The organism is Stappia sp. 28M-7 (genome assembly GCF_014252955.1).
In the GTDB taxonomy this organism is placed as follows: domain Bacteria; phylum Pseudomonadota; class Alphaproteobacteria; order Rhizobiales; family Stappiaceae; genus Stappia.
Window position 1 is genome coordinate 2168074 of sequence record NZ_JACMIA010000001.1, and the last position, 20890, is coordinate 2188963.

The 20890-nt window shown below is 64.9% G+C and carries 22 protein-coding genes; 19 read left to right on the top strand and 3 right to left on the bottom strand.

Translation table 11 applies throughout. The features are described from left to right. The first annotated feature begins 344 nt into the window (after window positions 1–344). The 17 genes from H7H34_RS09435 to H7H34_RS09515 all read left to right on the top strand — a co-directional run bounded on the left by H7H34_RS09435 (window position 345) and on the right by H7H34_RS09515 (window position 15777). On the top strand, window positions 345–1016 hold the full coding sequence (locus tag H7H34_RS09435; RefSeq protein ID WP_245165021.1) for a TorD/DmsD family molecular chaperone: 672 nt from the start codon (window positions 345–347) through the stop codon (window positions 1014–1016). Between the two features lie 84 nt (window positions 1017–1100). After that, window positions 1101–1292: a twin-arginine translocation signal domain-containing protein gene (locus H7H34_RS09440; protein ID WP_120268116.1), complete on the top strand. Its 192-nt coding sequence runs from the start codon at window positions 1101–1103 to the stop codon at window positions 1290–1292. Between the two features lie 121 nt (window positions 1293–1413). Next, a complete protein-coding gene (locus H7H34_RS09445; protein WP_120268115.1) occupies window positions 1414–4395 on the top strand; it encodes a formate dehydrogenase subunit alpha in 2982 nt (993 codons plus the stop codon). A gap of 12 nt (window positions 4396–4407) precedes the next feature. Then, entirely contained in the window at window positions 4408–5007 is a 600-nt protein-coding gene (gene fdh3B / locus H7H34_RS09450; protein ID WP_067214644.1) for a formate dehydrogenase FDH3 subunit beta, read from the top strand. Window positions 5008–5114: 107 nt separating this feature from the next. Continuing rightward, complete coding sequence (locus H7H34_RS09455; protein ID WP_185925044.1) at window positions 5115–5312, top strand: hypothetical protein; 198 nt, start codon at window positions 5115–5117, stop codon at window positions 5310–5312. A 55-nt stretch (window positions 5313–5367) separates the two neighbouring features. Next, window positions 5368–6525 (top strand): formate dehydrogenase subunit gamma, encoded by a 1158-nt coding sequence (locus H7H34_RS09460; protein ID WP_245165023.1) that lies wholly within the window; start codon window positions 5368–5370, stop codon window positions 6523–6525. Window positions 6526–6538: 13 nt separating this feature from the next. After that, a complete protein-coding gene (locus H7H34_RS09465; protein ID WP_209006188.1) occupies window positions 6539–7927 on the top strand; it encodes a c-type cytochrome in 1389 nt (462 codons plus the stop codon). After that, window positions 7924–8088: a hypothetical protein gene (locus H7H34_RS09470; protein WP_158592645.1), complete on the top strand. Its 165-nt coding sequence runs from the start codon at window positions 7924–7926 to the stop codon at window positions 8086–8088. The genes H7H34_RS09465 and H7H34_RS09470 overlap by 4 nt, the downstream gene beginning before the upstream one ends. After that, window positions 8085–9002 carry a S1C family serine protease gene (locus tag H7H34_RS09475; RefSeq protein WP_185925045.1) on the top strand — a complete coding sequence of 306 codons (918 nt, stop codon included), beginning with the start codon at window positions 8085–8087 and terminating at the stop codon, window positions 9000–9002. Before H7H34_RS09470 ends, H7H34_RS09475 begins: the two co-directional genes overlap by 4 nt. A gap of 92 nt (window positions 9003–9094) precedes the next feature. Beyond that, window positions 9095–9286, top strand: a complete 192-nt coding sequence (locus tag H7H34_RS09480) for a DUF6494 family protein (RefSeq protein ID WP_120268113.1) — start codon at window positions 9095–9097, stop codon at window positions 9284–9286. 73 nt (window positions 9287–9359) lie between these two features. Beyond that, the gene (locus H7H34_RS09485; RefSeq protein ID WP_147421836.1) at window positions 9360–10160 is read left to right on the top strand and encodes a biotin/lipoate--protein ligase family protein; all 801 of its coding nucleotides are present in this window, start codon (window positions 9360–9362) and stop codon (window positions 10158–10160) included. Beyond that, window positions 10157–10645, top strand: coding sequence for a DUF6505 family protein (locus H7H34_RS09490; protein ID WP_120268111.1), 489 nt, complete (start codon window positions 10157–10159; stop codon window positions 10643–10645). Before H7H34_RS09485 ends, H7H34_RS09490 begins: the two co-directional genes overlap by 4 nt. Continuing rightward, complete coding sequence (locus H7H34_RS09495) at window positions 10645–11658, top strand: DUF6352 family protein (RefSeq protein ID WP_120268110.1); 1014 nt, start codon at window positions 10645–10647, stop codon at window positions 11656–11658. The genes H7H34_RS09490 and H7H34_RS09495 overlap by 1 nt, the downstream gene beginning before the upstream one ends. Before the next feature lie 44 nt (window positions 11659–11702). Then, the gene (locus H7H34_RS09500) at window positions 11703–12605 is read left to right on the top strand and encodes a DMT family transporter (protein ID WP_185925046.1); all 903 of its coding nucleotides are present in this window, start codon (window positions 11703–11705) and stop codon (window positions 12603–12605) included. A gap of 57 nt (window positions 12606–12662) precedes the next feature. Further along, window positions 12663–13886, top strand: a complete 1224-nt coding sequence (locus H7H34_RS09505; RefSeq protein ID WP_185925047.1) for a multidrug effflux MFS transporter — start codon at window positions 12663–12665, stop codon at window positions 13884–13886. Between the two features lie 111 nt (window positions 13887–13997). Further along, window positions 13998–15416, top strand: a complete 1419-nt coding sequence (locus tag H7H34_RS09510; protein WP_185925048.1) for a multicopper oxidase family protein — start codon at window positions 13998–14000, stop codon at window positions 15414–15416. 58 nt (window positions 15417–15474) lie between these two features. Continuing rightward, window positions 15475–15777, top strand: coding sequence for a DUF3144 domain-containing protein (locus H7H34_RS09515; protein ID WP_120268106.1), 303 nt, complete (start codon window positions 15475–15477; stop codon window positions 15775–15777). A gap of 51 nt (window positions 15778–15828) precedes the next feature. On the opposite strand, the gene H7H34_RS09520 is transcribed toward H7H34_RS09515, so the two are convergent. After that, complete coding sequence (locus H7H34_RS09520; protein WP_185925049.1) at window positions 15829–17868, bottom strand: 4Fe-4S dicluster domain-containing protein; 2040 nt, start codon at window positions 17866–17868, stop codon at window positions 15829–15831. A gap of 248 nt (window positions 17869–18116) precedes the next feature. Here H7H34_RS09520 and H7H34_RS09525 point away from each other — a divergent pair, with 248 nt between their 5' ends. Beyond that, window positions 18117–18653, top strand: coding sequence for a DUF3305 domain-containing protein (locus H7H34_RS09525; RefSeq protein WP_185925050.1), 537 nt, complete (start codon window positions 18117–18119; stop codon window positions 18651–18653). Then, the gene (locus H7H34_RS09530; RefSeq protein WP_185925051.1) at window positions 18650–19411 is read left to right on the top strand and encodes a DUF3306 domain-containing protein; all 762 of its coding nucleotides are present in this window, start codon (window positions 18650–18652) and stop codon (window positions 19409–19411) included. Before H7H34_RS09525 ends, H7H34_RS09530 begins: the two co-directional genes overlap by 4 nt. A gap of 36 nt (window positions 19412–19447) precedes the next feature. On the opposite strand, the gene H7H34_RS09535 is transcribed toward H7H34_RS09530, so the two are convergent. Continuing rightward, entirely contained in the window at window positions 19448–19789 is a 342-nt protein-coding gene (locus tag H7H34_RS09535; RefSeq protein ID WP_120268102.1) for a hypothetical protein, read from the bottom strand. Window position 19790: 1 nt separating this feature from the next. Continuing rightward, window positions 19791–20792 carry a GTP 3',8-cyclase MoaA gene (gene moaA, locus H7H34_RS09540; protein ID WP_120268101.1) on the bottom strand — a complete coding sequence of 334 codons (1002 nt, stop codon included), beginning with the start codon at window positions 20790–20792 and terminating at the stop codon, window positions 19791–19793. Between the last annotated feature and the right edge of the window lie 98 nt (window positions 20793–20890).

The following is a 20890-nucleotide window of genomic DNA, read 5'->3' on the forward strand; positions in this document are numbered from 1 at the left end:
CGGCCCCGTTTCTTGAAAAGAACCTACGCGGGCCGCCAATTGATTGTTTGGCGGCGGGTTTTTAAAACATGACTATTCGAGTTAGCTTTTATCTCAAGGCAAAACATTCCCGCCGATCAGTCCTTTTTGTCGCACGATCGGGTGCGCGTTACCGGTTTATTGTGCGGCGCACAATGGCCTGCGGCGCGGAGATCATGCGTTCTGTGTTGTTTCGTGTATTTTTGTACAAAAATTGGATTGTAAGTACATGAAATGCATAAACATCTCCCACGCAACGCAAAACCGAAAGCGTTTGCGTGCACCCGTCCAAAATGACAATCTGCAAGGTGAGGGAGATTAATTGCATGATCAACAAGCCGGATTTCGGTGCCGCAGCTGCGGAAGCCGGAACGTCGGACGCACATGCTGCCGAGAGAATGATGGTCGTCCCCGAAGATCGGGAGCGGGCCATCCTTTATGGCATTCTGGCGAGCGGTCTGGAGCGGGCTGCGGATCGTGGCTGGCTGGCCGCGATCGCCGCGCTGCCGCGTCTCGAGGGCGAAATCGGCGGTCCGTTGGCAGAGCTCTCCCGTATCGCCGCAACCGCGGACCCCGAAGTGCTGCGACGCGAATATCACGACCTCTTCATCGGGGTTGGGCGCGGCGAGCTGGTCCCATACGCTTCCTATTATCTGACCGGATTTTTGAACGAGAAGCCGCTGGCGCTGTTACGGCAGGACATGCGCCGGCTCGGCATCGAACGCGATCCGGACATTCACGAGCCGGAGGATCACATCGCGGCGATTTGCGCGATGATGGCCGGACTGATCGACGGCAGCTTCGGTGATGGCGACGAGGAGGAGGCTTCCGCCTTCTTCCGTGCTCACCTTGCCGTTTGGGCGCCCTATTTCTTCAAGGATCTGGCCGCGTCCGAAACCGGCGAACTGTATCCTGCGCTCGGGCGCCTGGGGCAGGCTTTCACGGCGGTCGAGATCGAGGCTGACAGGCTTTTCGCGGAGCGCCGCAAGGCGGGTTGAGTATCTGGCCCGGCGCAGGCCGGGCAAGGCGGGTGGCGGGCGAAACTGCTGCCCAGGGCAATGTAAGTGGAACGAGAGGGTGTCATGAGACGCAAGGACACAGCGATTGAGGCGGATCGTCGGAGTTTCCTGAAGCTTGCAGGGCTCGGTGCCGTGGCCGGCACGGCGACGCTCGTGACTGGCGAGGCCGAAGCGGTCGAGGCCGACAAGGCGGCTGGGAGCGGCTACCGCGAGACCGAGCATGTGAAGACCTTCTACGACACGGCCCGGTTCTGATCCGCAAGGACGCCGGACTGTCTGAAGTCGCAATCAGCGCCCCGTGCCGAAGGCAAAAGAATGGGGCATGCGCAGAACCAGTCGCCACGAAGCGGCCCTGCGCTATCGAGGGAGAAACGTGATGCTGAGGAAGAAGACGAGCGGGACTGCGCGTCGTTCCAGCCTGGCTTCCGCGATCGAGGCGATCGGCGCCAGCGCGATGGACCGCCGTACGTTCCTGCGCAGGTCGGGCCTTGCCGCGGGCGGGCTCGCCGCAGCCGGGGCACTTACCGGTGGCATGGTGCGCAAGGCCGAAGCGGCCGGGCCGACCAATGCCAAGGTCGAGATCAAGAAGACTGTCTGCACGCACTGTTCGGTTGGCTGCACCGTGCTGGCGGAAGTGCAGGATGGCGTGTGGACCGGCCAGGAGCCGGGCTTCGACAGCCCCTTTAACCTCGGTTCGCACTGCGCCAAGGGCGCCTCGGTGCGCGAGCATGCCCATGGCGAGCGCCGCCTGAAGTACCCGACCAAGCTGGTCGGCGGAAAGTGGGAGCGCATTTCCTGGGATCAGGCGATCAACGAGATCGGCGATCAGATGCTGAAGATCCGCGACGAGAGCGGTCCGGACAGCGTCTACTGGCTCGGCTCGGCCAAGCACAGCAACGAGCAGGCCTATCTGGTCCGCAAGTTCGCGGCCTTCTGGGGCACGAACAACGTCGACCACCAGGCGCGTATCTGTCACTCCACCACGGTCGCAGGTGTCGCGAACACCTGGGGTTACGGTGCGATGACGAACTCGTACAACGACATCCACAATTCCAAGGCGATCTTCATCATCGGCGGCAATCCCGCCGAGGCGCATCCGGTCTCGCTGCTTCACGTGCTGAAGGCGAAGGAAGAGAACGCTGCGCCGCTGATCGTCTGCGATCCGCGCTTCACCCGCACCGCAGCGCATGCGTCCGAGTATGTCCGCTTCCGTCCGGGCTCCGACGTGGCTCTGGTCTGGGGTATCCTCTGGCACATCTTCGAGAACGGCTGGGAGGACAAGGAGTTCCTGCGCCAGCGCGTCTGGGGCATGGACCAGATCAAGGTGGAAGTGGCCAAGTGGACGCCCGAGGAGACCGAGCGCGTCACCGGCGTCCCGGGTTCGCAGCTGAAGCGCGTCGCCCGTACGCTCGCCAACAACCGTCCGGGCACCGTCATCTGGTGCATGGGCGGCACGCAGCACACCAATGGCAACAACAACACCCGCGCCTACTGCGCCCTTCAGCTGGCTCTCGGCAACATGGGCAAGGCCGGCGGCGGCACCAACATCTTCCGCGGCCATGACAACGTGCAGGGTGCGACGGACCTTGGCGTGCTTGCCGATACGCTGCCGGGCTACTACGGCCTGGCGGAAGGCTCCTGGCGCCACTGGGCGCGCGTGTGGGGCGTTTCCTACGACAGCCTTGCCGAGCGCTTCGCCACGATGAAGGGCGCCGACGGCAAGGACAAGGCCATGATGTTCGAGAGCGGCATCACGGTGTCGCGCTGGATCGACGGCGTTCTGGAAGACAAGGCGAACCTGCTTCAGCCCGACAACACACGCGCCATGGTGTTCTGGGGCCATGCCCCGAACTCGCAGACCCGTCTGCCCGACATGAAGCGGGCGATGGAGAAGCTCGATCTGCTGGTCATCATCGATCCGTTCCCGACCATGTCGGCGGTGATGCATGACCGCAAGGACGGCGTCTACCTGCTGCCGGCGACGACCCAGTTCGAGACCTATGGCTCGGTGACCGCGTCGAACCGCTCGCTGCAGTGGCGCGAGAAGGTCATCGATCCGCTGTTCGAGTCCAAGACCGACCACTCCATCGCGTATCTCTTCGCGAAGAAGTTCGGTTTTGCCGAGGACATGTTCAAGAACATCGAGGTGAACGGCGAGGAGCCGCTCATCGAGGACGTGACCCGCGAGTTCAACCGCGGCATGTGGACCATCGGCTATACCGGCCAGTCGCCGGAGCGCCTGAAGCTGCACATGCAGAACCAGCACACGTTCGACCGTACGACCCTGCGCGCCAATGGCGGGCCGGCGGACGGCGACTTCTACGGCATGCCTTGGCCGTGCTGGGGCTCGGCGGAGATGAAGCATCCCGGTTCGGCGGTGCTTTACGATACGTCGCTGCCGGTTGCCGAAGGCGGCATGGGCTTCCGCGCCCGCTTCGGCGTCGAGAAGGATGGCGACAACCTGCTGGCCGAAGGCTCCTGGCCTGTCGGTTCGGAGATCGAGGACGGCTATCCCGAGTTCACCATGGCCATGCTGATCAAGCTGGGCTGGGACAAGGATCTGACGCCCTACGAGCGCCGGATGATCGAATGGGTCGCCGGCATGGTGGATGCCATGCCTTCGTCGGAAGAGGTCGGCGAGACCTCGCAGACCGGGGATATCCCCTCCGACTACAATGACAAGGTCGGCGGCGTGAACTGGAAGACCGACCTGTCCGGCGGCATCCAGCGCGTTGCGATCAAGCATGGCTGCGCGCCCTACGGCAACGCCAAGGCCCGCGCAGTGGTGTGGACCTTCCCGGATCCGGTGCCGCTGCACCGCGAGCCGCTCTACACCAGCCGTCGTGACCTGCTCGACAAGTATGCGACCTATGAGGACAAGACCTTCTGGCGCGTCCCCACCCGCTACAAGTCGATCCAGGAGAACGACTATTCCAAGGACTTCCCGATCATCCTGACCTCGGGGCGCCTGGTGGAATACGAAGGCGGCGGCGACGAGACCCGCTCCAACCCGTGGCTGGCCGAGCTGCAGCAGGACATGTTCGTCGAGGTCAACCCGCGCGATGCCAACAATCTCGGCATTCGCGACCGGGAAATGGTTTGGGTGCACGGTCCGGAGGGCGGCAAGGTCAAGGTGATGGCCATGGTGACCGAGCGTGTCGGTGTGGGCGTGGCCTTCATGCCCTTCCACTTCGGCGGTCACTTCCAGGGCGAGGACCAGAGGCACAAGTATCCGACCGGTTCGGATCCTTATGTGCTCGGCGAGGCGACCAACACCGCCCAGACCTACGGCTATGACAGCGTCACCCAGATGCAAGAAACCAAGGCCACGCTCTGCCGCATCGAGCGCGTGGCGTAAGGGGGAAAAACCATGGCACGGATGAAATTCCTCTGTGACGCCGAGCGCTGCATCGAGTGCAATGCCTGCGTAACTGCCTGCAAGAACGAGCACGAGGTGCCGTGGGGCATCAATCGTCGCCGCGTGGTGACCATTCAGGACGGCAAGCCGGGCGAGCGCTCGATTTCCGTCGCCTGCATGCACTGCTCCGACGCGCCCTGCATGGCGGTGTGCCCGGTCGACTGCTTCTACCAGACCGACGAGGGTGTGGTCCTTCACTCCAAGGACCTGTGCATCGGCTGCGGATACTGCTTCTACGCCTGCCCCTTCGGCGCGCCGCAGTATCCTCAGGCCGGCAACTTCGGTTCGCGCGGCAAGATGGACAAGTGCACCTTCTGCGCCGGCGGTCCCGAGGCGGACAACTCCTCGGCCGAGTACGCCAAGTACGGCCGCAACCGTCTGGCCGAGGGCAAGCTCCCGCTCTGCGCGGAGATGTGCTCGACCAAGGCTCTGCTGGCCGGCGACGGCGACGTGGTCTCGTCGATCTATCGCGAGCGCGTCGTGGCCCGCGGCTTCGGCTCCGGAGCCTGGGGCTGGGGCACTGCCTACGAGCAGAAGGCAGGCAGCTTCTGATCGGTACCTTTTTAAGGCCGTTAAGAATGACAGGGGCGGCCTGCGGCCGCCTCTGTTGCGTCGGTGGGGCATGGAACCCGCCGAAACTCGACTGAGGAGAGAGTGACGTGAAATCGGGATCAGCCACGTGGGGCATGTTGGTCGTCGCGGGAGCGCTGCTGGCGCTCGTTCCGGGGTGCCGGGACGATGAGCAGAATCGCCCGCTGCATCTCGAAAAGGGCGTCTATCAGGGTGCGGACGATGCTCCGCTCACCGCGGAAGAGCGCCGCACGCTGCAAGAACGCGGCAACCGGCAGCGCTTCTGAGGCGCGTCGACAGCCTGAAGATCAAACCTGCGGACGGAACAGGGGAGGGACTAGGATGTACCACACGGGAACCATGCGCCCCGCATACATCTCGAACGGCATTGTCTGGCGGCTTCGCACCGCGCTCATGGTGGTGGTCGCCGCTCTGTTCTTGGCGCTCTCGGTCCAGGATTCTGCCTTGGCGCAGCCGGTCGACAACGATCCGGCAACCGTATCACCCGTGCAGGGACAGGTGCCGGGCAACACGCTGGGGACGGATTCCGACACCGAGATGTGGCGTGCAGTCCGTCAGGGCGTTGCCGGACAGGTTTCCATCCCGGACAAGAACGCGGCAACACTCGTTCAGTCGGAAGGCGAACTTTGGCGCTCCATCCGCAACGGGCCGCTTGCGCTTTATGCAAGCTGGGCGATGCTGGCCATGGTCGTGGTTCTGAGCCTGTTCTTTGCGATCCGTGGACGGATTCGCATCGAGCATGGACGGTCCGAACAGACCATCACCCGCTTTGCCGCCTTCGAGCGCTTCGGCCACTGGCTTCTGGCTTCGTCCTTCATCATCCTGGCGCTGACCGGCCTGAACGTGATGTACGGCCGGTATGTGCTGTTGCCGGTCATCGGTCCCGAGGCCTTCGGAGCGCTGACGATCTTCGGCAAGTATCTGCACAATTATCTCGCCTTTGCCTTCATGGCGGGTCTCGTTATCATCTTCGTGATGTGGGTCAGCCATAACCTGCCGCACAAGACCGACATCAAGTGGGTCCTGCAGGGCGGCGGCATCTTTTCGCGCAAGCTCCATCCGCCCGCGAAGAAGTTCAATGCCGGTCAGAAGGTGATCTTCTGGCTGACGATCCTTGGCGGCCTGTCGATTTCCATGTCCGGCTGGACCCTGCTTTTCCCGTACACCACGCACTTCTTCTCCGGCACGTTCGAGCTGGTGAATACCGTGTTCGGAACCGCGCTGCCGGCCTCCCTGTCGCCGCTGCAGGAACAGCAACTCGCCTCGCTGTGGCACTCGATCATGAGTGTGTTCCTGATCTGCGTGATCATCGCGCACATCTATATCGGCACCATCGGCATGGAGGGCGCCTTCGACGCCATGGGCTCCGGCGAGGTCGATCTCAATTGGGCGAAGGAGCACCATTCGCTCTGGGTCGACGAAGTGATGGCCCGCGAGGCGGAGCACAAGGGACCGAGCAAGGTCCAGCCCGCAGAGTAGCCGGGAGCGCGTCGTGTCGGCAGTGGTCAGGACCTTCGTCGTTTCGCTGGTTCTGGCACTGGCAGGCGGCCATGCGGTCGCCGCCGGTGACGGCCCGGTGCCGGCCTGGCCGGAGCGGCTGCAAGGGCACGGTGGCCCGGTGCGCTCTGTCGTGCTCGATGGAGACGATGGGCGCGCGCTGACAACGTCCTTTGACTACTCGGTCATCCTGTGGGCGTTCGAGGCAGGCGAGGGACGCGTCGTCCATCGGATGATCGGTCACGAGGCGGCGGCCAACGATGCCGCCTTTGCCGGCGGTAAGCGCGCCGTCTCTGTCGGAGACGATGGCGCGGTCATCCTTTGGAACCTTGCCGATGGCGCGATGCTCGACCGCATCGACACCGGCGAGGACAAGACGCTGGCGGTGTCCGTCAGCGCCGACAGGCGCTTCGCGGTCACGGCCTCCTGGGACCGTACCGCCAGGATCTACGCGCTTGAGGGTGACCGGCTGTCCGAGCGCGCGGTACTGGAGGGTCATCGCGGCAACGTCAATGCCGCCGAGTTCTCCAGCGATGGAAGCCGTGTGTTCACCGCGTCCTATGACGGCGCCATCCGGGTGTTCGACCGGGAGACCGGCGAACTGTTGCGAGAGGTCTATTCCCACGGCTGGGGCGTCAACGTGATGGCTCTTCTGCCCGGCGAGACGCATCTGGCCTTCGGCGCGACAGATGGCGCCGTGGCCGTTGTCGACATCGCGCAAGGGAGCGTGTTCAAGCAGCTTGCCAGCCACGAGCGACCGGTCCTGTCTCTGGCGCTGTCGCACGACGGCAGCCGGCTTGCCAGCGGCGGTGGCGACGGGCGCATTCGCCTCTACGATACCGGCGAGTGGGGGCTGCTGGAGGAATTCGAAAATCCTTACGGCCCGGTCTGGGGTCTGGCTCTCCCGGCGGACGGGACAGTGGCGCTGTATGCGGGTCTCGACGACCATGTGAACATCTGGCAGGTGGCGCCGCGCAAGCCGTTCGAACCGGTAGACAGCCAGTTTCCGCGCCGCTTCCAGGTCTCGGCGGAGGATGATCTCGGACGCCGGCAGTTCGCGCGCAAATGCTCCGTCTGCCATACGCTGACGCCGGATGGCGGCAACCGGGCCGGGCCGACGCTTTACGGCGTGTTCGGGCGACGGGTCGGGACCTTGCCGGGGTATCCCTACTCGCCGGCGCTGAAGCGCCTCGATTTCGTATGGAACGAACAGACGATTTCGGACCTTTTCGACCATGGCCCCGACGTGGTGACGCCGGGCTCCAAGATGCCGATCCAGCGTCTGCGGAGCGATGAGGAGCGTGATGCGCTGGTGGCCTATCTGAAACATGCGACCGCGCCCGCCGAAGGCGACGCGGCGAGGCAAGGAGAACAGAAGCAATGAAGGCGTTCCTGAGCGCGATGGTGGCGCTCGCGGTGATCGGGACCGGGGCCTGGGCCTACCTGACCCGCGAGCTCGATTATTCGTCGGCCTCGGTCTATTCGTCCCACAATCCGGGCGCAGTCCGCCTGTCGCCCGATTCCGGCAAGCGACCGGGCGAATGATCCGCCTGGCGGCGGCGCTGGCGTTCCTCTTCGCCGGTGTGCTGGCGGCCCTGGCGCAGACGTCCGGCCCGGCCACCGCAACACGGTCCGTCGTCGCCCTGTTGCCGGACTGGCCGGCGAGCCAGCCTCGGACGGAGGAGCCTGAAGGCTCGGCCGTGGCAGTCGGTGAGGGCGGCCTTTTGTTGACGGCCGATCATGTGATCGGCACGGCAAAAAGCGTCCGCATTCGTCTTGGCGACGGCAGCGTGCATCCGGCCGAGATCGTCCACAGGGATACGGAAACGGATCTCGCACTGCTTCGCGCCGACGTCGACCTGCCGGTGCTCGAGGCGGCATCCGATCCGCAGCCTGCCAGTCCCGCTTGTGCAATCGGCAATGCCTTCGGTCTTGGCGTCTCCGTGACCTGCGGTGTCGTCTCTGCAACCGGCCGTGGAGGCATCGGCTTCAATGCCGTTGAGGACTTCGTGCAAACTGATGCCGCCGTCAATCCGGGCGCGTCCGGTGGGGCTCTGGTAGACAGCCAGGGGCGTCTCGTGGGCATTCTCTCCGCGATTTACACAAAGTCCGGCGACGGCGATATCGGCGTCAACTTCGCCGTGTCGGAGCCGCTGGCACGCCGAGTGGTCGAGGCGGCCCGGTCCGGGGGCTCGCCGCGCCGTACGCTCGGGGCGAGCCTGCGCCCGACCCGAGCGGGACCGCTTGCAGCCGGCCTGCAGGTGCTTTCGGTCCGTGAGGACAGTCCGGCCGCACGCGCGGGGCTTCAGGCCGACGACGTGATCCTGGCGGTCGACGGCTGGCCGGTCGCAAGCGTCGCGCTCCTGCGCGGTCGATTGGAACGGGCTGACGCAACCGGAGCCCTGACGTTGCGCCGGGGTGAATCAGTTTCTGAGGTGCAGCTCGATCTTTCAGATTGAACAACCTCTTGGAGCCCCTCCCGGATTCAGTTTCTCAAGAATATCTCGTGCAACCAGGGGCTCCTCCAGCCCCGTATCGAAAGGCTAGGTCCATGAACGACGAAACCTTCAATATGTCCCTCAGGAAGTTTCTGAAGCAGGTCGGCGTGACCTCGCAACAGGCTCTGGAGACTCATGTTCGCACCAATGGGCTGACGGATGGCACCCTCACGGCGAAGGTCGTGCTGACGCTGGACGGGCAGGAGTTCGAGCACGTCGTCACCGGCAAGATCGACCTGGGATGAGATCGATATCGTCGCGCTCGGCGCTGACGGATTCAGTTTTTGAAGGAACGCTGTCATCTTGCTGGAAAACAACATGAACGAGCTCCCGGAGCCGGTGTTTCCGCCTCTGCTCAAGGGGCACAGGCTGGACGGTGGCGCTCATCCGTTCGAGGCAGCGGTGGCAGGCGCTGCGAGCCGGCACTACTCCGCCGGCGACCTGCTGTGGTCTTCCGATCCCGCTCATGTCCGCATCGCGCTGGTGCTGGAGCCCGATGTGGAGCCGGCGCGCGGCATCGAGATGCTGTTCCTCGCCATGGTCGCGACGACGGACGCCATGGGAGCGTTGATCCCGCCGGAGGTTGCCTTGACCTACGAATGGCCGGCGGTGCTGCGCGCGAACGGAGCGCGCGTCGGTCGAGCTCGGTTCGCTCAGGCGCAAGAAACCGGCGAGGACGGGGCACCGCTCTGGCTGGTGGTGGGGATCGAGTTGCGTCTTGCGCCCGTCGATGGGGCGATGGAGCCTGGCGAGATGCCGCATCTCACAAGCCTCGTCGACGAGGGCGCGGCCGACCTTGGGCACAGGCTGGCGGTCGAATCCTTGTCGCGGCACATGCTGACATGGATCCATTCCTGGGACATTGACGGCTTCGCTCCGGTTCTCGACAACTGGCTGTTCCGTGCCGATGGCTATAAGCAGGAGATCGTGGTACCCGGGCCGAAAGGCGAGCGGCGTGGCACGTTCCTGGGGATCGACGAGGCCGGCAGCCTGTTGCTCAAGCCCGCCGACGGCGGCTCCGCCGTGGCGTTGGCGCTCGATGAGCACCTGGCGCATCTCGATCATCGCGACAGCGAGGATGCCGCATTGGCGCTGCACAACAAGGGAATGGACCAATGACCCGGCTGCTCAAGGCGATCCGGCTCGATGTATCGGATACGAAGGTGTTTCCGCTTGCGGCGGAGGCGGGAGACTGGGTCATCCCGGGAACCTTTGCCTTTCGTGCCTATACCGATGAGGGGCTGACCGGGAAGCTGCGGCAGGCATTCGTCTCCGGTTTCCTGTCGCTGGAGAACTTCGGTTGGTCGACGCTTGCGACCCCTGCCGAGATCTCCGAAGAGGAGCGGGAGCGGCTGCTGGATCGGCTCTGCGAGCATTTCGTCGAGGAGCACGGCGCCCCATCCATAGAGGCGGCGCGTCCCGTCGCCGAGGCGGAGCTGAACGATACGGCCGAGATCGCGTCCGAGCTCGACCTCAACGCGCTGCTGGCGGTCAGCCGGGAGATCGATGAGGACGACGGAACGATCCGAGAGAGCTTCCATCTTGTGACGCCCCCGGACGATGCGCCCCATGCCCGCATCTGGGACGTGACCGAGGACGACTGATGCCGCAATTCTGGAAATCGTCAGGGGCGCACCTGTTGAGCCGCGATGCCAGCGGCTACCTCCAGGTGACGCCGGACTTCCTGCGAGCCTATTTCACCAGGCCCGAGATCCATCCCGTGGAGGAGTCCTGCGAGGCTGAGCATCGCCTTTTCGAACGGCTGATGACCGATCCTTTCGCCGCGGTTGGCGATGACGATCTTGCGGCCATCGTCGATCCGGATGCGGCCGACAACTATCGCGTCGTCCTGCGCTTCCGGGACCATCTGGTCGCCCATGGCAGCATCGAGAGTGGCTATGCCGCCCTGTTCAAGGGCAATGGCATCGACATCCCGCCGATGTTCATCGACCAGCTCGTCCACCTGATCGCCCACAACGTGCTGCGCAAGGTGGCGGACCCGATGCGGGTGCGCGCCGGCGAGCTCCTGTTCCGGGAACAGGCCGTGACGACCGCGGATGGGCAGCTGATGCTGGCCGACGCCGAGACGGTGGAGACCTATTCGCGCACCGGCGGTCTGGGCGGCCTCGGCGCGCTGCTCGCCGAGGCGGGCACGCCCGTGCCGTCGGTCTCGCTCGATGTTCTGACCGAAGAGAATGCCTCGATCTACTGGGACCGGTCGGACCGCTTCGACACGGCCATCGACTTCCGCTTTACCGAGCCTGCGCTGGACGCCTTCGCCCGGGTTCTGGAAAGCTGGATCGGCCATTTCCACGGGGTATCCGTGCGCATTCAGCCGCAACAGTCGGTCCGCGACGAGCGCTGGTCCTGGCATGTCGGGCTCGATGCGGAAGCAACACGCATCCTCAATGCCCTCTATCAGGGGCAGCAGGTCGGGGAGACGGATCTTGGCCGGATCGTCGCCCTGTTCCGCATGGACTTCGACAATCGGGGGGACGCCATCGAGAGCATGCGCGGCAAGCCGGTCTGGATGGGACTTGCGATGGGCGCCGACAATATCGTGCGCATGAAGCCTCAGAACCTGTTGACAAACCTGCCCGTTCGGCCTCGAAACTGAACGTCCCGCCCGCGGCCCGTGTCCGCAAGCAATCGGACATCGCCATGTTCACTTCGGAAAACGGCCGCGCCATCCTGTTCATGATGCTGGCCATGGCCGGGTTCATCGTGAACGACAGTTTCGTGAAGCTGGTTTCCGAGCGTCTGCCGCTTGGCGAGATCATGTTCGTGCGCGGCATCATGGCGCTCGTCCTGGTGCTGGGCCTTGGCATAGCCAACGGAGAGGTGAGGCGCTTTTACCTCCTGGCGAACAGGCTTGTCGGTCAGCGCGTCTTTGCCGAGGTGACGGCAACCGTTCTCTATCTAACAGCGCTGTTCAACATGGAGATCGCCAACGCGACGGCGATCCTGCAGGCGCTGCCGCTGTTGGTCACGGCGGGAGCCGCCGTATTCCTGGGCGCTCCGGTGGGATGGCGCCGCTGGACGGCCGTCGCGGTCGGCTTTGGCGGCGTCTTGCTGATCGTGCGCCCGGGCATGGAGGGGTTCAACGCGTGGGCGCTGATGGCGCTTGCCGGCGTTCTGTTCATGGCGCTGCGCGACCTTACGACCAATGTGCTGCCGAAGAACGTTCCGACGCTCGGCGTCACCTTCGCGACGCTTGTCGGGGTCACCGTGACCGGGCTTGCGCTTTCGCTCCGCGAGACCTGGACGATGCCGTCGCTCCTCGACCTGACATTCCTTGCCGCGGCGGCCTGTTTCATCCTCATCGGTTTCGTCTGCATCATCAACGCGATGCGTATCGGGGATATCTCCCTGGTCGCTCCGTTCCGCTATTCGATCATCGTCTGGGCAATCATCATCGGCTACTTCGTCTGGGGCGATGTGCCCGACCTGCCGACGCTCGTGGGTATCGCCATCGTCGTGGCAACGGGGCTCTACAGCCTGATGCGCGAGCGCAAGAAGTTGCAAGAGGCCGGACCTGCCGCAACGGCCGACTTGCCGCGATGAGCGGCAGGATTTTCCAAGGCTTGCCAACGTGCCATCGCACGCCCTAAAGCAGATCGTATGACAAATCCTCTCCCTTCGGCAGTGCCGGAGCGGCGCCCCACCATTGCGCTCCTCGTTGCCGTCTCCGCCGTCAATCCTCTTGCTCTCAATATCTACCTGCCGTCGATGCCGACGCTGGTGGATATCTTCGACACGACAGCAGGCATGGTGCAGCTGACGCTGTCGCTCTACCTCGCCGCCGTGGCGATCGCGCAGATCGGCATCGGCCCGTTGTCCGACCGGCACGGGCGGCGCCCCGTGCTGATGTGGGGCCTTGGCATCTTCATCGTCGGCAGCATCATCTGTGCGCTGGCGGACACCATCGAGACGATGCTCGTCGGCCGCATGTTGCAGGCATCTGGCGGCTGCGCCGGCATCGTGCTGGGGCGCGCCATCGTGCGCGACCTGTTCGACCGCAGCCAGGCGGCCAGCATGATCGGCTACGTCACCATGGGCCTGGCCGTCGCCCCGATGGTCGGGCCGGCCATCGGTGGTGCGCTGGATGAGAATTTCGGGTGGGGCACCAGTTCCTATCTGATGGTCGTTCTTGGCATCATCGTCTTCATCTGGGCCTGGTTCGAGCTGCATGAGACCAATCACAACCGCGCGGCCGCAGGCGGCGGATTGCGTGGGTTGGCGCGCAGCTACGGCGTGCTCGCCCGCTCGCCGCTCTTCGTCAGCTACGCGCTGACTTCGGCCTTCACGTCCGCGGTTTTCTTCTCTTTCCTCGGAGGCGCGCCCTTCATCGCGGCAAAACTCATGAACATGACGCCCTCGACCTATGGGCTCTATTTCATGATGGTCGCCGGAGGCTACATCGTCGGAAACTGGACGTCGGGGCGCTTTTCGGCGCGGGTCGGCATCGGGCGGATGATCAACGGCGGCAACATCGTCCTCAGTCTTGCGGTGATCATCATGGCGACCGCGTTCTGGATGGGGGAACCGCGTCCGCTCTCTCTGTTCGGCCCGATGTTCCTCGTCGGCATCGGCAATGGCATGTCCTTGCCCAATGCGATTGCCGGTGCCGTCAGCGTCCGGCCGGACCTTGCCGGCGCCGCCTCGGGCTTTACCGGCAGCATGCAGATCGGCGCTGGTGCGATCACCTCCGCGCTGGTCGGCTGGCTGCTGACGGGTGTTCTTTGGCCGGGAACCATCTGGCCGCTGGTTCTTGTCATGACTGTCTGCTGCTGCGTTGCCGTCGCCTCCGGCGTGGTTGCAAGGCTGCTGGAAGCGGTGGAATAGGCAAGCCGCGCGGCAGGCGGTATCTTCGTCTCCCATATGCTGCTTGCCGGCGCCGCGCCTTGCACCATTTACCGGCAGTCCGTGAAGCCAAAAGCCACACGAGGTTCTGCAATGACGAGAAGCTCCGGGCCGTCGCGCCGTTTCCTGCTCCAGTCCGCGCTTGCCGCAAGCGCCCTGCCGTTCCTGCCGCGCCTCTCGCTGGCGAGCGCATCCGGGTCGATGGAGCTGGTGGCAAAGCCGGGCAAGGCCTCGCTTTGGGAAGAAGGCGGCCCGCTGGCGGACATCTGGGGCTATGACGGCGGCGTACCGGGACCGGTGCTGCGCATGCGCCAGGGTGAAACCCTGAGCGTGCGCTTCCGCAACGAACTCGAGCAGCCCTCAACCATCCATTGGCATGGCATCCGGATCGACAATGCCTATGACGGTGTTGCCGGCCTGACGCAGGAGCCCGTCGAGCCCGGCGAGACCTTCGAGTATCTGATCAAGGCGCCGGACGCGGGCACCTTCTGGTATCACCCGCACAACCGCAGCTGGGAACAGTTGGCGCGCGGCCTTTACGGCGTTCTGATCGTGGAGGAGCAGGAGCCGGTGCCTGTCGATCAGGACATTGTCCTGGCCTTCGACGACTGGCGGCTCGACGAGGCGCGGCAGATCGATGTCGCAAGCCTGGGGATGCTGCACGACTGGGCCCATGCGGGGCGTCTCGGCAATGTGCTGACCGTCAACGGCCAGCCCTATCTGAAACAGACTGTCAGGCCCGGCGAGCGGTTGCGTCTGCGTGTCCTCAACACCGCCAATGCGCGCGTGCTCCAGCTCCGTTTTTCCGGGCTTGCGCCGGTCGTCCTGGCGCTGGATGGCCAGCCGGTTGAGCCTTATCCCTTGGCAGAGGAGACGCTGGAGATCGCGCCGGCGCAGCGCTGCGACCTTATGGTCGACGTGCCGGGCGAGGCGGGCGTGTTCAAGATCGACGAAGTCTCGCGCGATCCCTTCGCGGCCTGCGAGCTGCGCGCCGAAGGTGAGCCGATCGCTCGCACGGCACCGCTGCCCGAGACCTTGCGGCTACCGAAGAACCCGCTGGCGAGCGCGCTCGATCTCGAAGGTGCGCTTTCGGTCGACCTCCTGATGGAGGGTGGGGCGATGGGGCGCATGGGCGCCGCGATGCTGCATGGCGAGAGGAAGGGCATGCGCGACCTCATGGAGGCCGGCAAGCTCTGGAGCTTCAACGGCGTCGCCGGCAGCCATCATGACCCGGCATTGTTCTCGACCGCGCTCGGCCGAACGGTGCGCATGCCCATCGTCAACGACACGCGCTGGCCGCATGCGATCCACCTGCATGGACACCACTTCCGGGTTCTCAGCCGAAACAGTGCCCCGGTTGCACGGGAAGAGTGGCGCGATACGGTGCTGACCGCGCCGGGCGAGCGCGTCGAGATCGCTTTCGTTGCCGACAATCCCGGCAAGTGGATGCTTCACTGTCACATGCTCGAACATCAGGAAGCCGGCATGATGAGCTGGTTCGAGATAAGCTGACCTTCGCTGCAAGGCGGACAGGTCCAGACCACATCAACAGGAGAGGAACGTTTCCCGCATGGCCAACAGACAGGAACGGCGCGCAGGACGCGCGTCAGGGACGCTCGATACGACCGGTTTCCTGCAGGTCGCGGGCAAGTTCATCGACGTGGCGAACCGCGAGAACCGCAAGATCCCGGCCACGGACCTGCAGATGGCCTTCCTCTGGGCGGCGGCTCGCTACAACGCTCATGTGGCAAAAGCAGTGGTCGGCGTCGAGGATCACGAGGACTTCGTGACCAAAATGGTCGAGAGCTACCGGGAAATGCTGCGTCAGAACCTTGCCGATCCGGAGTTGGATCCGCCGGCGGGAAGTGCCTGACGCCGCTGGGGCGAAAACCGGTCGCCGCCGGGCGGCAGCGACCGGTCGATTTCAGTTGTCCTTGAGGAAATCGTCCGCGGTGAGCGAGCCCTTTTCCATCGCCAGATAATCGTCGGTCGTGACGATCCGCGGCCTTGCGCCGCCCCGCAGCGGCGTGTCGTCCATTTCCCACTGGGCCGAGATCCGGCAGTCGTCGCACATCTCGATCAGGGCGATCTGGTCGGCACGCTGGAACATCCAGTGCTTGCCGGACAGCTTTTCGCGGATGCGGGCGATGGACGAGCGCGTGCCGAAGGCCTTGCCGCAGGAAACGCAGGTCGCCGGCTCTTCTTCGTGCAAGACCTCGGGCCGCATGGCGCTCGGAGCGGCGTTGTAGCGCGCGTCCAGCGTGATGACCTGTTCCGGGCAGGTATTGGCACACAGACCGCACTGCACGCAGGCCGCTTCCGTGATGCTGACCTGGGGTTTGTCCGGATTGTCGGAAAGCGCAGCCGTCGGGCAGGCGGAAACGCAGGCAAGGCAGAGCGTGCAACCGTCGGAAGCAATCTGGATGCGGCCATAAGGCGCGTGCGCGGGCAGCGCAATCAACTCCTGCGGCGCCGGGGCACCTTCCAGCAGACGGGCAATCGCGCTGCGCGCGACGTCGCGCTTGCCACCGACCGGATCGAAGCTTGCCGACCGGACGGCGAGGGCGTTCGCCTCGACGGGGAAATAGCCGGACACCGCGTCGGGGTCGTCTTCGACAGCGATGGAGAAGGTGCCGGATGGCTTGTATCCCATGCCGGCCAGCAGGCTCTCGCAGAGCTCGATTTCCATGCGCAGGGCATCCAGCTCGTGCGCCTTGGAGGGCGGGCAGAGGAAGACGATGCGCTGTGCACCGGCAAGCACGGCGGCAAGCATCGCGTCATGGCCGAAGCTCGTGACGGCATGGGCGCCATGCGGCAGCACGTTGCCCGGTAGGCCCTCGCCGAGGCGGGCGAGCGCATTGATGATGTCGCCGCCATGCTGGCTTTCGTGGATGAGGAGAACGGCATTCTTGCCGCCGGCCTCGCGATAGGCGCCGAGCAAGGCCTGGAGGCGGCGGATCTGGCTGCTACGGTCCGGGTAGCGGTAGCTGACCGCACCGGTGGGGCAGTGCGCCGCGCAGGAGCCGCAGCCGCCGCAAATGCCCGGATCGATGGCGATCTCGCGCCCGGTGCTGGAAATCGCTCCTGCCGGACACGCGTCCAGACAGTTGGTGCAGCCGGTCTTGCCCGAGCGGCCATGGGCGCAGATCGAAGCGTCGTAGGTGACGTAGAGCGGCTTTTCGAACGTGCCGACCATGTCGGCCATGTCGAACATCGCCCGCGCCACCGCGGCCGGATTGCCCGGATCGACGCGGATGTATCCATCGCGCTTGGACGCGGCGCTGACCAGTGGGGTCTCACCGGACAGATCAAGGATCAGGCTGCAATTGGCGCGTGCGCCGTCACGGGGCAGGGCGAAGGAGGGAGCCCCGCGCGAGGATGGCAGCATCTGGGCATAGCCGTCGACCGTGACCTCAAAATCGCCCAACGACCCGCCAACAGTGCGGATGCGTCCCATATGTACCGGGATTTCCAGCGTGCCGGGCAGGATGAGATCCAAGGCATCGCTGAGCAGCAGAGAGACCGACAGTCGCCCCTCCAGGGCCCGGGCCGCATCGAGCGCCTGCTGGCCCGCGCCATAAACGAGGCAGACCCCGTCCGACTCGATCGAATGCAGGGCGGCAGGGACCGAGGGTGCCAGCGCTTCGGCGAGCAGGGCTGAGATCTTGGGATGGGGATCGGTCGAGGTGGCGCACCAGCCGGCGCGCTCGCGGATGTTGACGAAGGACAGTTCCTGCTCGGCGCCACGTTCCTCCGCGACTTCCTGGAACAGCGGGGCTTCCTGCGTGCACGCGACAAGGAGGGGCTCGCCGGTCGCCAGCGCCTTTTCGAACGAGGCCATCTGCGCGCGGCACAGCTGGGTGTGCACGGTGTGGTCCTTGTCCAGTCCTGCAATCCGGCCTGCGTCGAGACGCATGGTCTTTTCGCAGTTGCACAGCATGATCCGGGGTTTGCTCGACGCCATGTCGTTCCTCCGTGGCGCGTGCCCGTCCTGCTCTGGAGCACTGGCGAGCCGCTCTTGTTCGATTTGCCCGACACTAGCGCAATTCGTGAGGATTTTCCTTACCTGCCTGAACTTGTGCGCATCCTTGTCGGAAGTCGAGGGGCGGTGAGGGCGGGAGCCGATACGGCCGCATTGCCTTTCCCTCTCGGGTGCCCCAGAATTACGCAGATACAACAATATCGGACCGCACCTTGCGGGGAGGAATTTACGTGCAAAGGGAAGTGATTGCGCCGTTCGGCATCGTGCTGGAGCGTCGTCCGTCCTCTTCGAAATGGGCGGATTGGTCGTGGAAGATCACGGAAGTGATCCCCGACGCTCCGGCGACCGACGGATGGACGGTCATCCACGAAGACGATGGCGTCACGCGCTATCTGTCCTCACCGCACATGCTCGTGCTTCATCACAAGATGGTGGAGGCCTACGACGCGAATATCGAGACCGGCTCTCCGTCGATCTGGGCAATGCTGGATGACGAGATCACACCCGCCATGCCGCCCTACAGGCCGCGCGGTGTCACCGCCGACCCTTACGAGGCGCAGGGTGTTCTCGACAGCGCCGCCGGACTGGTGGAGCGGGTGGCGATGCCCCGGGAGACGGTTGCCTGGATGGCGCAGTACCTCGCCTCGTTGCCGGAGGCGCCGGCCTTCCGCAAGCGCCGCCGAGACCGCATCGAGACCGAGAAGCAGATTTTCGGCAAGGAGCCGATCTTTTCGCCGCTCGGCCGCAGAGAGGAGCGGGAGTCGTGAGCACCGAGACCGACCGCGGCTTTCTCTCGCGCTGGTCGCAGCGCAAGCAGGCGGCGCGTCAGCAGGTCAACGAGAGTGCCGAAGAGGAGCGCGCGGAGCCCCTGGAGCCCGTCTCCGAGCTTGCCGGCGGCGAGCCGGAGGGAGGCGTTGGGCGTCAGCAGCCGACCCGGGAGGAAATCGCCGACGCCAACCGGGTGGCAGCGGAGGCTATCGATCTCGAGACACTCGGCTTCGACTCCGATTTCTCGCTGTTCCTCAAGGACGGCGTGTCCACCCAGCTGAAGAACGCGGCGCTGCGCAAGCTCTGGCGCTCCAACCCGGTTCTGGCCTGCGTCGACGGCCTCAACGACTACGACGAGGATTATCGTACGGTCGAGACCTTCGCCGATGGGATCCGCTCGTCCTGGCAGGTCGGCAAAGGCTACAGCTGGATGTCCGAGGTGGAGGAGAAGCTGGAGGCGGTCGCGGATGCGGTCGACACGGTTACGACTTCGGAGGACGCGGCCGAACCCGCTTCCGACGTGGCTGAGCCGGACGCTCCCGAAGGCGCCGACGCGCAGGTCGCCGACAGTGCGCCGCCGGAGGACGAGGAACCGCATGTCCTGACGGCGCAGGTGCCAGAGGCCGACGAAGGACAGGTGGGGGCGCTTTCGCTCGCCGTTCCGCAGGCCCGCGACGACTATGACACGGTGCCTTCTCGAACGCAGGCCGTTCAAGAGCCGGCCCGCCCGGCGCGCCGGCGGGTTCGCTTCACCTGAAAGGACGAACCGAGGTAGTCCTGCTGAGGCGGGGTGCTACTGGGGCGGAAACTGGCTCTCGCAATAGCTGACCGCTCGGGAGCGGAACGTCTCGTAGCGGGCCGCGTCGACCAGTCCTTCCTTGCGCATCTGGTCGACAGCGCCGACACGCTCGGCGAGGCACGCGTCGAGCTGCGGGTTGCCGGACGAGGCCATGCCGGCAGCGACGGTGCCCGAACTTTCGAACGGCGTCATGGCAACCCCGGCAAATCCGACCTTTCCGATCCAGACCATGGCCCCCGCCAGTCCCGCGGCGATCGCGAGCGCCGCAAGACGTGCGGCGATCCCGTCGATGGCTCGCGGTCGCGGGGAGCGGGGGGCGACGGGAGCCTCCGTCATGTCAGCCGCCCGTCACGCTCATGTGGCGGGAAACGGCGGGCTGGCGCGTGCGCCGGTCGATGATGAAGTCGTGGCCCTTCGGCTTGCGCCCGATCGCCTCGTCGATGGCGGAATAGAGCAGTTCGTCGCTCTCCGAGGCCCGCAGCGCCGCGCGAAGGTCGGCGCTGTCGTCCTGGCCGAGGCACATGTAGAGCATGCCGGTGCAGGTCACGCGGACGCGATTGCAGCTTTCGCAGAAATTGTGGGTCATCGGCGTGATGAAGCCAAGCCGTCCGCCCGTTTCGGCGATGCGCACGTACCGGGCCGGGCCGCCGGTCTTGTAGGGAATGTCCTCGAGGGTCAGGCGCTCGGCAAGGTTGGCGCGTACCAGAGAAAGGGGCAGGTACTGGTCTGTCCGGTCTTCCTCGATCTCGCCGAGCGGCATGGTCTCGATCAGCGTCAGATCGTAGCCGTTGCCGTGGCACCATTCGATCATCGGCACGATCTCGTGCTCGTTGACGCCCTTCAGGGCGACCATGTTGATTTTGACCGAGAGGCCGGCTTCGGTGGCCGCGCGGATCCCGTCCATCACCTTGGCAAGGTCGCCCCAGCGGGTGATCGCACGGAACCGCGCCGGGTCCAGCGTGTCGATGGACACGTTGATGCGGCGCACGCCGCAGTCGTAGAGTTCCGAAGCGTAGCGGGCGAGCTGCGATCCGTTGGTGGTGATCGTCAGCTCCTCCAGATCGCCGCTGTCGATATGGCGCGAGAGCGAGCGGATCAGGCTCATGATGTTCTTGCGCACCAGCGGCTCGCCGCCGGTCAGGCGCAACTTTCGCACACCCTTGACGATGAAGGCGGAGCACAGCCGGTCGAGTTCCTCAAGGCTTAGAACCTCCCGCTTCGGCAGGAAGGTCATGTCCTCGGCCATGCAATAGACGCAACGGAAGTCGCAACGGTCGGTGACGGAAACGCGGAGATAGCTGACGGTTCGCCCGAACGGGTCGATCATCTGCTGGGACATCGTGTGTTCCTTGCCCGGCCGCCGGTGCGGCCTCTTGATACCTGGACGCCGGATGCGCGGTGCCTCCGGACTCCTCCCCATTTTGAGTATGAAGGTAG